Below are 14,735 nucleotides of genomic sequence, written 5' to 3'. Positions count from 1 at the left end.
GTCTCAGCGGAAATCCCTCGCGCGGTGCTGCACGCCCACCCGGAGATCTTCGAACCGGTCGGCGATGAGGTTCGTCACCCCCTCGGCCGAACGCTCCAGGATGCCGCGGGCGATGAGCGCCGGCGAGTCGCGCACGACCCGGCGATATCTGTTCCAGACCCCGAGCGAGCACACGACGTTCACGAGGCCGTGTTCGTCCTCGAGATTGAGGAACGTGATTCCGGATGCCGTGGCCGGCCGTTGCCGGTGGGTCACCAGTCCGGCGACCTCGACGCGGCGGCCGACCTCGTGGCTGCGCAGTTCACGAGACGTCAGGACGCCGCGAGAGTCGAGCCCGGAGCGGTAGTGCGTCAGCGGATGGTCGTCGGTGGAGATGCCGGTGGCCCAGAGGTCGGCGGCCAGGCGCTCGTAGCTGGTGGGATCGGCGAACAGCGGCGGCTGCACCGCGATGAGGGAGTCAGGCAGGAACTCGGGGCGATCCTGCGCCGCCGAGCCCGCCAGCCAGATCGCCTCGCGGCGGCTGAGGCCGAGGCACTCGAACGCCCCCGCGGTGGCGAGCGCCTCGACCTGCGCCGCCGTGATGCTGGTACGCCGCACGAGGTCGCGCTGATCGCGGAACAGGCCGCCGGCCTCGCGTGCGGCGACGATGCGCTGCGCGACGGTCGCACCGATCCCCTTGATGCCGGCGAGGCCGAGCCGCACCGCGTGACCGCTGTCGCGCCGATGCGCCGCCGACTCATCAGGGGCGTCGAGGTCGAACTCGCCCACCGGCGGCTGGTCGCGTTCGAGGCAGGCGTCCAGGCCGGTGCGCCCTTCGACAGGCTCAGGGACCGGGCTTGCCGCAGCCGCTGAGCCTGTACCGGTCGCTGAGCCTGTACCGGTCGCTGAGCCTGTACCGGTCACTGAGCCTGTACCGGTCGCTGAGCCTGTACCGGTCGCTGAGCCTGTACCGGTCGCTGAGCCTGTACCGGTCGCTGAGCTTGTCGAAGCGCCGTCCACCCGCTCGAGCACGGCCTCGGCACCCGACAGGTGCAGGTCGGGGCGGCGCACCTCGACGCCGTGGTGGCGTGCATCGCTGACGAGGGTCGCCGGCGAGTAGAAGCCCATCGGCTGTGCGCGCAGCAGCCCGGCGAGGAATGCCGCCGGATAGTGCAGCTTGATCCACGAGCTCGCATAGACGAGCAGCGCGAACGACAGCGAGTGCGACTCGGCGAACCCGAAGTTCGCGAACGCCTGGATCTTGGCGTAGATCGCGTCGGCCTCCTCCCCCACGAGTCCGTTCTCGGCCATGCCCGCGTACAGCTTCGCCTTCAGCGAGTCGATGCGCTCCACCCCGCGCTTGGACCCCATCGCGCGTCGCAGCAGGTCGGCGTCCTCACCGGTGAGCCCGCCGACGGCCATGCCCATCTGCATGAGCTGCTCCTGGAACACCGGGATGCCGAGCGTGCGCTCGAGCACCGGCACGAGCTTGGGGTGGGCATAGGTCACCTCCTCCTGTCCGAGCTTGCGTTTGACGAACGGGTGCACGGCACCGCCCTGGATGGGTCCGGGGCGGATGAGCGCGATCTCGATCACGAGGTCGTAGAACCGCCGCGGCTGCAGCCGCGGGAGCAGGCCCATCTGCGCACGGGACTCGACCTGGAACACGCCGATCGAATCGGCGCGGCACAGCATGTCGTAGACCGCCTTCTCCTCCTTCGGGATGGTGGACAGCTCCCAGTCCTCCCCCGTCGAGGCGCGGATCATGTCGAAGCAGTACTGCAGGGCCGCCAGCATCCCGAGTCCCAGCAGGTCGAACTTGACCAGCCCCATCCAGGCGGCATCGTCTTTGTCCCACTGGATCACCGTGCGGTTCTCCATGCGGGCGTGCTCGATCGGCACGACCTCGCCCACCGGCCGCTCGGTGAGCACCATGCCGCCGGAGTGGATGCCGAGGTGCCGCGGCGCCTTGAGCAGCTCGGATGCGAACTCCAGCACCTGATCGGGGATGTCGGGGCCCGCGCCCGTCTCCAGGAGTGCGCCCCACCCCTCGATCTGCTTCGACCAGGCGTCCTGCTGCCCCGGCGAATGCCCCAGCGCCTTCGCCATGTCGCGCACGGCGTTCTTTGGCCGGTACTGGATGACGTTCGCGACCTGCGCCGCGCGGTCGCGCCCGTACTCCTGGTAGACCCACTGGATGATCTCCTCCCGGCGATCGGAATCGAAGTCGACGTCGATGTCGGGCTCCTCTTCGCGCAGGCTCGACAGGAACCGCTCGAAGGGCAGGTCGTAGCCGATCGCGTCCACCGCCGTGATGTCGAGCAGGTAGCAGATGGCGCTGTTGGCGGCGGACCCGCGACCTTGACACAGGATGCCGCGGCGCCGCGCCTCCTGCACGATGCCGTGGACGATCAGGAAGTAGCCGGGGAAGTCCTTCAGCTCGATGACGCCGAGCTCCTTCTCGATGCGCGCCCGGTTCTCCTCGGTCAGGTGGGGATACTTGCGGGGCACCGCGTCCCATACGAGCTTGCGCAGCCACGACATCGGCGTGTGCCCCTCCGGCACCTTCTGCTTCGGCAGCGCGGGCTTGGCCTTGCGCAGCGGAAAGGCGAGCTCGTCGGCGAGCGTCACGGTGCGGGCCACGGCATCCGGGAACCTCACGAACCGCTCCGCCATCTCGGCGCCCGACCGCAGGTGCGCGCCGGCGTGCGCCGGGAGCCACCCGTCGAGCTCGTCGAGCCCGCGGTTGGCGCGCACCGCCGCGACGGCCGCGGCGAGCAGCTGCCGCTGAGGAACGGCGTAGTGCACGTTGTTCGTCGCCAGCAGCGGCAGCCCCCGTTCCCGTGCGAGCCCGGCGAGCACGTCGTTGTCGCGGGTGTCGAGCGGGTTGCCGTGGTCGATGAGCTCGACGTGGACGGCGTCGCGCCCGAACAGCGTCACCAGGCGGTCGAGTTCGTGGGCTGCGGCATCCGTCCCCGCCTTCCCCGGTGCAGAGGCCAGCGCGCGGCGCACAGCGCCCTTGCGGCAGCCGGTGAGCACCACCCACTCTCCGGCGGCTTGCGCGGCGAGCTCGTCGAGGTCGTAGACCGGACGCCCCTTCTCGGCCCCCTGCAGCTGCGCGTGCGTGATCGCGCCAGCCAGCCGGTGGTAGCCCTCCTCGCCGCGGGCGAGCACCAGCAGATGCGCGCCGGCCGGGTCGGGCTCGCCGTTCTGCGGCTTCGGCAGCTCGAGCGACAGCTCGGCGCCGAACACGGTCTTCAGCTGCAGCTCCTCGGCGGCCTCGGCGAAGCGGACGATGCCGTAGAAGCCGTCGTGGTCGGTGACCGCAAGAGCGTGCAGGCCCAGACGCTCGGCCTCTTCGGCGAGCTCCTCGGGTGAGGAGGCGCCGTCGAGGAACGAGTACGACGAGTGCGCGTGCAGCTCGGCGTACGGGATGGCGTCGGCCGGACGCTCGATCTCGGGCGCGACATACGGCCCACGCTTGCGCGACCACGCGGGGCTGTCGCCGCCGTCCGCGCCGACCGGCGGCGCCTCGGGCCTGCGGCGACCGCTCAGCACGCGCTCCATCTCGGACCACGGAACGCCCGGGTTGTTGAAGCCCATCAGCCCTCACCCCGATCCTGGTCGTTCGCTGGTCCGGGGCGTTTCGTCTCGCTCGTTCCTCGCTCGCTCAACGACCGGGAGAAAGGCGCCCTAGTCATAGGTGGCCTCCGCAGTCCAGGCGTCGCCGTCGCACACCAGCAGCCACGCCGACCCGTCGGCGTCGACGACCTGGAACCGGTACGCGCGACGCGAGCGCGCGGCATCCCATCCCCGTTCGACGACCGGCCACGGTCCCGCCCAGGCCTCGATCGCCCGCCGGCGCCCGCTCTCGATGAAGAACGCGGGCACGGCCGCGACGTTGCCCCGCTCGTCGACATCGACGAGCTCGCCCCCGAGCGCGCGCACGTCGACCGGCACCGGATCGGCGAACACCGTCGTCGGCAGCGGGTCGGGCAGGCTCCCCGGCCACGGTCGCGCGCGCTGCGCCGCGAGACCGCCGGAGCCGGTCACCTGCCGGTCGCGCTGGTTCCGGTCGCGCTCGTCACGGTCGCGCTCGTCGCGGTCACCCCATGGCACGAGCACCTGGCGCTCGGCCAGCCACCGCCCACCGCCGATCGCCGGCGTCAGCACACCGCGGTGACCGAGCATGGCCTGCACGCGCGAGAGCGCATGGTGCACCCGCTCTTCGGGGCCTCCCCCGAACAGCGCCGGGGCGTGATGGGATGCCGCATCCACCGCCTCGGGCGAGATCCGCACCAGGGTGACCCCGCTGCGGAGCCCGCGCCCCGCGCCGTCCCCACCGGAGGCATCGGCGCCGACGTCTTCGGCGAGCTGCCACCGCACGCGGTCGACGACCGCGGCCGCGTCGAACGAGCCGGGATGCAGCCACACCCGCTCGCTGCGCTCGCCCCGGTCGCCGACGAGCTCGACCCGCAGCTCGGTGCAGACGAGGTCGACCGCGCCCAGCCCCGCGATGAAGTCGTCAGCGGTCACGCGCATCGCGAACGCCACCTGGTCGGCGATCTCGAGCGGCGGCTCGAACGCGACCTCGCGTTGCAGCTCGGGCGGCGGCGTGCGCGGCTGCACCGGCCGCGAGTCCTGCCCCGCGGCGAGGGCGTGCAGCCGGACGCCCCGCTCGCCGAACCGCTCGCGCACGCGGTCGGGCACCATCTCGGCGAACCCGCCGAGCGTCTGCACACCCAGCCGAGCGAGGAGCCCCACGAGATCCGCCGCCTCCTTCGTGCCGGCCGCACCCGTGCCGATCATCGCCGAGGCGTCGAGCACGGCGACCGACAGCGGTGCGAGGAACCCCGCCGCCCCGCCGGCGGGCACGACGAAGATCGGATCGTCGGCGCTCGTGCCGGCGCGCGCCGCCTGCTCGGCCGTGAACGGGCCGTCGGCGATTCCCGCCCTGACCCCGTCGACCCCGGCCTCGCGCAGCGCGCTCAGCAGCACGCGGGCGGCCTCGGTCTCGCCGCCGTAGTACCGCGCCGGGCCGCGGGCGCGCAGCGCGCACAGCCCCGGCCGCACCAGCTGGATGCCGGGCGCGCGCTCCTCGAGCAACGACACGATGGGCGCGAACGCGCGGTGATCGCGTGCGGCATCCGCATTCACCAGGATCAGCCCCGGACACCGCGCCTGCGCATCGCGCCGGCGCTGCCCACGACGCACCCCCTCGGCGCGTGCGGACGCCGAGCACGCCACCACGAGATTGCGCTCGACGACGGCGATCGGATGCCGCGACCCACGCTCCGCCTTGGACCGTTCGCCACGCCCCGGTCGGGACGCTTCCCCACGCCCCGCATCGGTCCGCTCGCCGCGCCCCGTGCTCGGTGGCGAGGCGCCAGACGTCGCGGCGCCAGGCGAAGGACCCCCGGACATCGTGTCGCGCTGCCCCGCGACCTCGTCCGGCTCGGAGCCCGGCCGCTTCCCGGCCGCGTCCCGCACCGAGCCCTTCCGCCCCGAGCCCTCCCGCACCGAACCCGGCTGCACCGAGCCCTGCCGCTGCGCGGCCGCACCCGCCTCCCGCTCGAGAGCCGTGACCGGCCAGTCGGGAAACCACAGCACGAGGCTCCTGACGGGCGTACCCGGCGTCATGTCACCCCACCGCCCTGACCCGATGACCGAGCGAGACCTCGTATGCCGCGGCGGCGGCCGGGTGCAGCGACTCGACGGGCCGCATCCGCTCGGGCGCGGCAGAGACGTGGCCCGCGGCATCCGGAAGCATCACACGAGCGCGCCGGGATCTCGGCCAGCGGCGGCTCGACGAGGTGAGCGTCACCTCGCGACCGGAGAGGTAGCCGTGCCCGCGGCCGACACCCTCCCATGCCGGCTCGCCGACCTCGATCACGGCCTCGGCCTGCGGCCACGGACCCTGCACGAGCAGCACCGCACCGCGATCGCGCAGCCGCGCCGCCAGGCGGGAGATCTCGCCGTCGGCGGCTCTCCCGGACGGGCGGACCGCGACCACCGGCAGCACCTCGGCGACGGTCGAGGTCACCGCGAGCCAGCGTGCCCCGGGATCAGGGATGAGCACGAGCCGCGACAGGTCGACGCCCAGCCCTTCGGCCGCCTCGGCGCCGAGCCGCGGCATCCCGATCACTCCGCACCATGAGCCGGACTGCGACGGCTGGGCGAGCAGCGCCAGCAGCACCGACGTCGACCGCGGGAGGGAGTAGGCCGATCCGGGACGCAGACCGCCCCCGGGAAGCAGCGAAGCGAGGGCGGGATGCACCGGCAGCACCGGCGCGTCGAGCCGCCGCCCCTGCACCCGCTCGAGCTGGGCGCGCAGCTGCGCGACGGTGTGCGCCCCTTGGCCCCTGCCCGCATCTGCCGAAACCGTTCTCCCCGCACGGAGGGCGGCAGATTCGGAGGCCGTCAGCTGCTGCCCGACGGTCTCGTGCACGTGCTGTGCCGTGAGCTGCACGATCGCCCCCATTCCCACATGCTAGAACAGATGTTCTAGTGATTCAACCGCTGGGAACGAGAGTACCTCGGACTTCCGACAGTTATGTTCGAGAATGGACAGCCAGCCGCACGGTCTCAGAGACCTCGGTGCGCCGCTGCGGAGATGCTGCACCGAGAACGATCCCGACGAGGACCAGCGCCACGCCGATGCCCTGCGGAACTCCGAACGTCTCCCCCATGACAGCGACACCGAGCACGACCCCCGTGACCGGGTTCAGGAGTCCGATGACGCCGACCGCGCCGGGTGAGAGCCGCCGCAGACCCGAGAACCACGCCACGTACGCGAGAGCCGTCGCGACCAGCGTGAGATAGGCGAAGCCGAGCGTCGACGGCCCCGTCAATGCGGGCGGAGCTCCCTCGACCAGCACGGCCACCGGCAGCAGCACGAGCGAGCCGCCGATGAGCTGCCACGCCGTCATCGGCAGCGCCGGAACGTCCGAGCCCCACCGCACGGTGAGCACGAATCCGATCGATGAGGCCACCATCGCCCCGAGCGAAGCTGCGACTCCCCCTGCATCGGCGCCCTCGGCGTCGAATCCCAGCATCACCGCGACGCCCATGAGGCCGACCGCGGCGCCCACGACCGCCGCCACCCGCGGTCGCCGGTGCAGCAGCAGCCACGCGAACAGCAGCATGCAGGCAGCGGATGCCGACATCAGCGTCGCGGCGAGACTCGACGACAGCCGCTGCCCGGCGACATAGACGAGCACGAAGAAGCCGCCCACGTTGAGGGTGCCGAGCACGAGCGATCGCCACCACCACGATCCCCGCGGAAGCCGCCGCGCCAGCAGCAGAACGATGAGACCGGCCGGCAGCGCGCGCAGCACTCCGCCCCACAGCGGCGCCTCGGCGGGGAGCAGGTTGCGCGTCACGACATAGCCGCTTCCCCACGCGATCGGGGCGATCGCCGTCACGAGGATCCAGGTCCATCGTTTATCTTCCATGGAAGATACTTTATCTTACCGGGAAGATAAGATGGCTCCCATGGCCGAATCCTCCTCCCCGGCGAACGAAGCACACGCCGCACCGCCGGACCGCGTCGCCGAGATCCAGGCCGAATGGCGACGCGAGCGACCCGACCTCGACCCCTCGCCCCAGGCTGTCATCGGGCGCCTGCATCTCGTCGCCCTCCGGCTGACCGAGCGGCTCGTCGCCGTCTACCGCGATTTCGGCCTCAGCGAGGGCGAGTTCGACGTCCTCGCGACGCTGCGGCGTGCCGGTGCGCCGTACGAGCGACCCGCGGGCGAGCTCGCCGACCACACCCTCGTCACGACCGGAGGCCTCACCAAGCGCGTCGACCGCCTGGAGGCCCGAGGACTCGTCGAACGCCGAGCCGAGGCATCCGACGCCCGCAAGCGCCTGGTGCGACTGACCCCGGAGGGCACGGAGCTCATCGATCGCGCCATCGCCGCGCATCTGGACAACGAGCACCGGATCCTGGACGAGCTCGGAGCGACGGACACCGCCGCCCTCGAACCCATCCTCACCCGCTGGCTGCGACTGCTCGACGAGGACTGACCCGACGAGGGCCCCTCATCGCCGCGCGTGCCCCCCGAGGATCACGCTGCCAGCGCGAGATACGGCTCCCACCGCGGATCGGTGCGCTCGGTGCCGCGTACCGTCCACTGCCCGCCCCGCGGCGCGCGCGGGAGGATGCGCAGCTCCCAGTTCATCTCCTGCGGCGTGCGATCGCCCTTCACGTTGTTGCAGCGCAGACAGCAGGCGACGAGGTTCTCCCACGAGTCCGCGCCGCCGCGCGAGCGCGGCAGCACGTGGTCGATCGTCGACGCAGCCTTGCCGCAGTAGGCGCAGCGGTGATTGTCACGACGCAGCACGCCGCGCCGCGTCACCGGCACATGGCGACCGCCCGGCACCCGCACATAGCGGGTCAGGATGATCACGGCCGGGCGCTCGTACGAGCGTCTGGTGCCCCACACCGGATCCATCTCGGTGTGCTCCACCACAGTGGCCTTCTCGTTCATCACGAGCACGAGCGCCCGTTTGAACGACACGACGGCGAGCGGTTCGTAGCCCGCATTCAGCACCAGAGTGCGCATTGATCATCCTCTCGAATGGCCGGGACGGCTTCTCGGTTATTCGACATGCGACGATCAAGGGCGCAGGGGCATGAAAAAAGGCGCTGTCTTATAGACAGCGCCTTGGCGCCACGGCAATGCCGCGGCATCCACTCGTGCAATGCCGAAGGACGAGGCGTCCAAGCGCATCCATGGTTCGGATGCGTGGTGTGCAGCCCATCGGCTCCCTCCGCTCTCTCAGCGTCGGGATTCAGGCTAACGCACCCAGCCGACACCGGGGCCGTGAAGCCGGTGAACGATGGCGGGCGTGTCGGACAACGGATGCCCACGCCCTGGCCGGGCAGTGGGCATCCGTGGTGATGCGATCGGAGGGATCCGGTTCAGGCTTCGACGGCTCAGCCGGCGTTGGCCTGCAGCCACGCCCAGGGGTCGACGACCGAGCCGTTGATGTGGACCTCGAAGTGAAGGTGGCACGCGGTCGAGCTGCCGGTGCTGCCGACCAGACCGATCAGCTGACCCGCCGAGACGGACTGGCCGACCGAGACCTGACGGCTGCCGTACGTCATGTGGCCGTACAGCGTGTTCACCTGCTGGCCGCCGATGACGTGGTCGATGGAGACGCCGACACCGTAGCCGCCGTAGCTCTCCTGCGACACCTTGACGACACCGGCCGCCGCGGCGTAGATGGGCGTTCCGCACGACGACAGGAGGTCGACGCCCTGGTGGTAGCCCGAGTCCCAGAGGCCGCGGCCCTTGGTGAAGTTGAGGATGGGCCAGCGCACCTCGCCGGTTCCGGGCGAAGTGAGGGCGATGTTGACCGGGAGCGACTTCGCCGACGCCGCGGCGAGCTTGGCGACCTGACGCGCGCGTTCTGCCGCCGCCTCTTCGGCCTTCTTCTTCTCGATCTCCTCCGCGGTGGTGGCCGCGTAGCTTCCGCGCGAGAGCTGGGTGGCATTGGCATCGGATGCCGCCACGAACGTCTGCGCGTCGTCGACCGCCATCTGCTGGATGGTGCGGGCCTCTTCGACACCGGCACCCGCGGTCGCCGCGAACGCGGGGATCGCGACAGTGGCCACGAGCCCACCCACCATGGCGAGCACGACCAGGCTGCGCAGCGGCTTCACGACGCGGTCCTTGGTGGAGGAGGCCTTGGCCGAGGGGCCTCGGCCGGACGGCGCGGCGGATCGGGCACCTGCGGGCGCCGTCGTCGACTTCGCGAGTGGCACGGCTCGGGAGCGTCGCACAGGGGTCTTCCGGTTGCGCTCACGACGGTTCGGGTCCGTCGCCGCGTTATCGGGCACGATCGCGTGCGAATCTATCTCTTCAGCCAAACTGGTCCTCCGGCGCCTCTGCGCCGTGGCGCCTGGCTCGTCAGCACTCGATGTCGGGGCACGATGTGCGGGCTTCACCACATGTGGACGACGAGCCGTTGAGGCAATCCACGCGGGGTCCGGTCGGCGGGCTTCTCGCCTGGTGGACTTCTTGAGGCTACCCGAAGGTCACGTTTATGTCACGCTCCACGCCTGGCAATCTCCGCACAGTGCGTGGACGGATGCCTCGGCCCCCGCGACGGGCGACGATCAGCGGAGCCGCGAGGCGCGGCATCCGCTTTCCCTCAGCGGGTCTCGTCGACCAGGAAGATGTGCGATGCGATCTCGACGGGAAGCTCAAGACCCTCATCGCTGCCCTGCATCTGCACGAGCACGTAGCCCTCGTTGTAGCGGTAGTCGCCGGTGGCACCGGGCACGACGCCCGCGGCCTTCAGCTGCTGCAGCAGCTCGGGGTCGACCTGCGCCGGCTCGGCGAGGCGGCGGACCGTGCCGGTGATGGGCTCGCCGGCGTCATTGAGACGGCGCACCAGGCCTACGACACCCTGCTCGAAGCCGTTCGTCGGCACGTCGCCGAGCTGGTCGAGCCCGGGGATGGGGTTGCCGTACGGCGATTCGGTGGGGTGGCCGAGCAGCTCGACGAGCCGACGCTCGACCTGCTCGCTCATGACGTGCTCCCAGCGGCAGGCCTCTTCGTGGACGTATGCCCAATCCAGACCGATGACGTCCGACAGCAGGCGCTCGGCGAGCCGGTGCTTGCGCATCACGTCGACGGCCTTCTGCCGACCGGCGCCGGTGAGCTCGAGGGAGCGGTCCTCGGAGACCACGACGAGCCCGTCGCGCTCCATGCGCCCGATGGTCTGCGACACCGTCGGACCCGAGTGCCCGAGACGCTCCGAGATGCGCGCCCGCAGCGGCACGATGTTCTCCTCTTCGAGCTCGAGGATCGTACGCAGGTACATCTCAGTGGTGTCGATCAGATCTGTCATATCCCGGCGTCCTCGATGTCTGGAGTGTAAGGACAGCCTATCTTCTGGCACCGACCCCGAGGCGGGGCCGGCCCGCCCCGCGGCGTCCCCCGGCAGCAGGGCGTCACGGGCTGTCACGCGGACGAGACGGCGCGGTGCGCCTCTCTAGAATCGACGCATGGCGCACATCGAGCTTCCCCGAGAGATCCTGCCCGTCGACGGACGCTTCGGGTGCGGCCCCTCCAAGGTGATCCCCGCCCACCTCGAAGCCCTCGCGGGCAAGGGCGCGGCCCTCCTCGGCACCTCGCACCGCCAGGCTCCGGTGAAGGATCTGGTCGGTCACGTGCGCGCGGGTCTGCGCGACCTGTTCCGCGTCCCGTCGGGCTACGAGGTGATCCTCGGCAACGGCGGATCGACGGCGTTCTGGGATGCCGCGGCCTTCGGCCTCATCGAGAAGCGGAGCCAGCACCTCGTGTTCGGCGAGTTCGGCAGCAAGTTCGCCAAGGCCGCGGGGGCGCCGTGGCTCGAGGCGCCCGACGTCCGCGAGGTGCCCGCCGGCACCCGCACCGCCGCCGAGGCGGTCGACGGCATCGACGTGTACGCGTGGCCGCACAACGAGACCTCGACCGGGGTCGCCGCGCCCGTCACCCGCGTGCACGGCGACGACGGCGCGCTCACGGTCATCGACGCGACGAGCGCCGCCGGCGGGATCGACTTCTCGATCCACGAGGCCGACGTGTACTACTTCGCCCCGCAGAAGAACCTCGGCTCGGACGGGGGCCTGTGGTTCGCGATCGTGTCGCCGGCGGCGATCGAGCGCATCGAGCGCATCGCCGCGTCGGGGCGCTACATCCCCGAGTTCCTCAGCCTCAAACAGGCCGTCGACAACTCGCGGCTCAACCAGACGCTGAACACGCCGGCGCTCACGACGCTGTTCCTCCTCAACGAGCAGCTCCGCTGGATCAACGGCAGCGGCGGCCTGCAGTGGGCCGACGCCCGCACCCGCGAGTCGTCGCAGGCGCTGTACGACTGGGCCGAGGCATCCGCTTTCGCAACGCCGTTCGTCGCCGACGCGGCCAACCGCTCCCCCGTCGTCGTGACCATCGACTTCGACGACTCCGTCGATGCCGCCGCCGTCGCCAAGAGCCTCCGCGCGAACGGCATCGTCGACACCGAGCCCTACCGCAAGCTCGGCCGCAACCAGCTGCGCGTCGCGACGTTCGTGTCGATCGACCCCGACGACGTGCGTCAGCTGATCCGCTGCATCGACTACACGGTGGAGCGGCTGGGCTGATCCACCGGATCAGAAGGGATGCCGCGACCCGCGGCATCCCGTGCGCGCACGTCCGCGTCATCGCCGCTGCCGGCGAGCGGTGACGGGACGGGCGAGAGCACGGCCGACAGGATCGCCTCGATGGCGAACTCCGACGCGTGCGCGAGGTCGACGGCGTCGGGGTCGAGCAGCCACTGCACCTGCAGCCCGTCCATCACGGCGAGGATGCTCGCCGACGCCAGGCCGACGGTCTCAGGCGCGGGGATGCCCCGTTCGGCGCAGACGACGGCGAACGCGTGGGCCACTTCCGCCCGCAGGGTCTGGTAGCGCTTCTCGAAGAAGTCCCGTCCCGGGTGGTCGTCGGTGACCGACTCCGCCGAGAGCACGACGTACGCCTGCACGATGCCGGCACGGTGCGCGTTGACGAAAGCCGTGCGCACGAGGTGTCGGAACAGCGCCAGTCCGTCAGGGATGTGCTTCTCGTCGAGGTCGGCGACGTCGGTCTCATCGCGGTGCTGCAGCACCTCGAGGAGCAGCTCGTGCTTCGAGCCGAAGTGGTGGAGGATGCCCGCGTGGGTCATGCCGACCTGGTCGGCGATCTCCTGGAGCGTTCCTCCGGTGAATCCCTTGCTGCCGAAGATCTCGACCGCGGCATCGAGGATGTCGCGTCTTCGGGCGAGTGTCTCGGGCCGCGAGCGCGGCTGCCGACGCTGTCCTGCCATGGGTCGGCACCCCCTTCTTCGCCGGTGTCGACTGCGACTTCGCCGGCGCCTGTGAGTCTACGCACGGCCTTCGCGTGCACTGCGGAACACCCTACTTGCAAAAGTTACTTACTTGATTGTAAGTTGATCCGGCAATCACCTCTCGACGCCGTCGTCACGTTGCGGTACACGGCGTCGTGCACACATCACGAAGGAGAAGCAATGAGGCTCAGGACCCCCCTCCTCGCCATCGGCCTCGCCGCGGCGATCGCGCTGACCGGCTGTGCCGCCGGCGGCGGTGGCGACTCACCGTCCGAGGACGGCGCGTCGCTCACGATCGCCAAGCCGGATGGCCCGATCACGACGGAGACGAACAACCCGTTCGTCGCCGACGCGTCCGCCATGCGCCTCGGATACGCCAACGCGATCTTCGAGCCGCTGGGCATCGTCAACCTCGTCGACCCGAGTGCCGACGTCGTGCCGTGGCTCGCGTCCGAGATCACGTGGTCGGAGGACTACCGCTCGGTTCAGCTGACCGCGCGTGAGGACGTCACCTGGAACGACGGCGAGCCCTTCACGGCCGAAGACATCGCCTTCACGTTCCAGCTCACGAAGGACAACCCCGCCCTCGACACGACAGCGCTGCACATCAGCGACGTCGCGGTGGACGGCGACACCGCCACCGTCTCGTTCGAGAACCCCATGTACATCAAGCAGGACAAGGTCCTGCACAAGCTCATCGTCCCCAAGCACATCTGGGAGAGCGTCGACGACCCGACCACGTTCGTCAACGAGGAGCCGGTCGGCACCGGTCCCTACACGCTGACCAACTTCGACTCGCAGGCCGTCGAGCTGACCGCCCGCGACGACTACTGGGGCGGCGAGCTCGCCGTGCCGACCCTGTACTACGTCTCGTACGCCGACAACACGGCGCTGACGACCGCGCTCGCCAACGGCGACGCCGACTGGGCGCAGGCGTTCATCCCGAACGTCCAGTCCGCCTTCCTCGACAAGGACGAGAACAACGTGTACTGGGCCCCCGCGGGCTTCGGCATCGACACGATGTTCGTCAACACGACGACGAAGCCGTTCGACGACGTGGCCTTCCGCCAGGCCGTCAACATGGTCATCGACCGCTCCAAGCATGCGGAGATCGCGCGCGAAGGCGGCGTGCCGGTGCTCACCTCGGTGACCGGACTGCCGACCCCCGCCGGCGACGACTACATCTCGTCGGAGTTCTCCGGCGAGGAGTTCACCGTCGATGTCGACGGCGCCAAGGCCGTGCTCGAGGGCGCCGGCTACACGTGGGACGGCGAGACGCTCGTCGACCCCGACGGCGAGCCGGTGACCTTCACGCTCTCGGTGCCGCAGGGCTGGAACGACTACGTCACGGGAATCAGCCTGATCTCCGACGCCGTCAAGCAGCTCGGGGTGGAGGCCGCCGTCGACACCCCCGACTCCGACACGTGGTGGGCCGCCAAGAGCGAGGGCGACTTCCAGGCGGTGCTGCACTGGACCGACTCGGGCGCCACGCCCTACGACCTGTACAGCGACATGATGGACGGTCGGTTCCTGAAGCCGATGGGCGAGTCGGCCGACTTCAACTTCGGCCGCTACGACAACGCCGACGCCACGGCCGCGCTGAACGAGTACGCCACGACGACGGACGACGCCGCTCGCACGGCGGCGCTCGAGAAGATCCAGAAGATCTTCGTCGAGGACGTTCCGACGATGCCGATCGGCACCCGCCCGTTCATCAGCGAGTTCAACACGCGCAGCTTCGTCGGCTGGCCGAGCGATGACGACCCGTACGTCAACGCCGACCCGACGCAGCCGACCTCGGTGTACATCCTCACCAAGCTCCAGCCCGCGGACTGAGAGCGACCGCATGCAGGGGCTGGGCCCTTCCGGCCCAGCCCCTGCATGCGTCCGGGCGCAGC

General features: G+C 70.5%; 11 protein-coding genes. 3 read left to right on the top strand and 8 right to left on the bottom strand.

The window, feature by feature from the left end; all coding sequences use genetic code 11:
* Positions 1-3 precede the first annotated feature (3 nt).
* The 4 genes from NCG93_RS19730 to NCG93_RS19715 all read right to left on the bottom strand — a co-directional run bounded on the left by NCG93_RS19730 (position 4) and on the right by NCG93_RS19715 (position 7,433).
* Positions 4-3,582 (bottom strand): error-prone DNA polymerase, encoded by a 3,579-nt coding sequence (locus tag NCG93_RS19730; protein WP_194413406.1) that lies wholly within the window; start codon positions 3,580-3,582, stop codon positions 4-6.
* Positions 3,583-3,672: 90 nt separating this feature from the next.
* Complete coding sequence (locus NCG93_RS19725; protein WP_252787615.1) at positions 3,673-5,589, bottom strand: Y-family DNA polymerase; 1,917 nt, start codon at positions 5,587-5,589, stop codon at positions 3,673-3,675.
* Between the two features lie 31 nt (positions 5,590-5,620).
* Entirely contained in the window at positions 5,621-6,460 is an 840-nt protein-coding gene (imuA', locus tag NCG93_RS19720) for a DnaE2-dependent mutagenesis accessory factor ImuA' (protein ID WP_241741607.1), read from the bottom strand.
* Between the two features lie 70 nt (positions 6,461-6,530).
* On the bottom strand, positions 6,531-7,433 hold the full coding sequence (locus tag NCG93_RS19715) for a DMT family transporter (RefSeq protein WP_206687323.1): 903 nt from the start codon (positions 7,431-7,433) through the stop codon (positions 6,531-6,533).
* A 40-nt stretch (positions 7,434-7,473) separates the two neighbouring features.
* Between NCG93_RS19715 and NCG93_RS19710 the strand changes: the two genes are divergently transcribed.
* On the top strand, positions 7,474-8,007 hold the full coding sequence (locus NCG93_RS19710) for a MarR family winged helix-turn-helix transcriptional regulator (RefSeq protein ID WP_194413405.1): 534 nt from the start codon (positions 7,474-7,476) through the stop codon (positions 8,005-8,007).
* Positions 8,008-8,048: 41 nt separating this feature from the next.
* On the opposite strand, the gene NCG93_RS19705 is transcribed toward NCG93_RS19710, so the two are convergent.
* From NCG93_RS19705 to NCG93_RS19695, 3 genes are all read right to left on the bottom strand, one after another.
* Entirely contained in the window at positions 8,049-8,546 is a 498-nt protein-coding gene (locus NCG93_RS19705) for an HNH endonuclease (protein ID WP_194413404.1), read from the bottom strand.
* Between the two features lie 374 nt (positions 8,547-8,920).
* The gene (locus NCG93_RS19700; protein WP_252787614.1) at positions 8,921-9,751 is read right to left on the bottom strand and encodes a M23 family metallopeptidase; all 831 of its coding nucleotides are present in this window, start codon (positions 9,749-9,751) and stop codon (positions 8,921-8,923) included.
* Between the two features lie 389 nt (positions 9,752-10,140).
* Positions 10,141-10,842 carry an iron-dependent transcriptional repressor DtxR gene (locus NCG93_RS19695; protein ID WP_194413402.1) on the bottom strand — a complete coding sequence of 234 codons (702 nt, stop codon included), beginning with the start codon at positions 10,840-10,842 and terminating at the stop codon, positions 10,141-10,143.
* Between the two features lie 157 nt (positions 10,843-10,999).
* Here NCG93_RS19695 and serC point away from each other — a divergent pair, with 157 nt between their 5' ends.
* Entirely contained in the window at positions 11,000-12,115 is a 1,116-nt protein-coding gene (gene serC / locus NCG93_RS19690; protein WP_194413401.1) for a phosphoserine transaminase, read from the top strand.
* Here serC and NCG93_RS19685 read toward each other — a convergent pair.
* The gene (locus tag NCG93_RS19685; protein WP_194413400.1) at positions 12,091-12,816 is read right to left on the bottom strand and encodes a TetR/AcrR family transcriptional regulator; all 726 of its coding nucleotides are present in this window, start codon (positions 12,814-12,816) and stop codon (positions 12,091-12,093) included. The two genes, serC and NCG93_RS19685, sit on opposite strands and share 25 nt — an antisense overlap.
* 201 nt (positions 12,817-13,017) lie before the next feature.
* Here NCG93_RS19685 and NCG93_RS19680 point away from each other — a divergent pair, with 201 nt between their 5' ends.
* On the top strand, positions 13,018-14,673 hold the full coding sequence (locus tag NCG93_RS19680) for an ABC transporter substrate-binding protein (RefSeq protein ID WP_194413399.1): 1,656 nt from the start codon (positions 13,018-13,020) through the stop codon (positions 14,671-14,673).
* Positions 14,674-14,735: the final 62 nt, after the last annotated feature.

It is taken from the genome of Microbacterium yannicii, assembly GCF_024055635.1.
Classification (GTDB): domain Bacteria; phylum Actinomycetota; class Actinomycetes; order Actinomycetales; family Microbacteriaceae; genus Microbacterium; species Microbacterium yannicii.
Note: the sequence above shows the minus strand (reverse complement) of the source record. Positions and strands in the feature narration are given on the sequence as shown.

What these genes read in the sequence shown, in the direction of transcription:
- imuA' (WP_241741607.1), bottom strand. Translation starts at nt 6,460, where the DNA reads ATGGGGGCGATCGTGCAGCTCACGGCACAGCACGTGCACGAGACCGTC.
- serC (WP_194413401.1), top strand. Translation starts at nt 11,000, where the DNA reads ATGGCGCACATCGAGCTTCCCCGAGAGATCCTGCCCGTCGACGGACGC.
- NCG93_RS19685 (WP_194413400.1), bottom strand. Translation starts at nt 12,816, where the DNA reads ATGGCAGGACAGCGTCGGCAGCCGCGCTCGCGGCCCGAGACACTCGCC.
- NCG93_RS19705 (WP_194413404.1), bottom strand. Translation starts at nt 8,546, where the DNA reads ATGCGCACTCTGGTGCTGAATGCGGGCTACGAACCGCTCGCCGTCGTG.
- NCG93_RS19680 (WP_194413399.1), top strand. Translation starts at nt 13,018, where the DNA reads ATGAGGCTCAGGACCCCCCTCCTCGCCATCGGCCTCGCCGCGGCGATC.
- NCG93_RS19730 (WP_194413406.1), bottom strand. Translation starts at nt 3,582, where the DNA reads ATGGGCTTCAACAACCCGGGCGTTCCGTGGTCCGAGATGGAGCGCGTG.
- NCG93_RS19715 (WP_206687323.1), bottom strand. Translation starts at nt 7,433, where the DNA reads ATGGAAGATAAACGATGGACCTGGATCCTCGTGACGGCGATCGCCCCG.
- NCG93_RS19695 (WP_194413402.1), bottom strand. Translation starts at nt 10,842, where the DNA reads ATGACAGATCTGATCGACACCACTGAGATGTACCTGCGTACGATCCTC.
- NCG93_RS19710 (WP_194413405.1), top strand. Translation starts at nt 7,474, where the DNA reads ATGGCCGAATCCTCCTCCCCGGCGAACGAAGCACACGCCGCACCGCCG.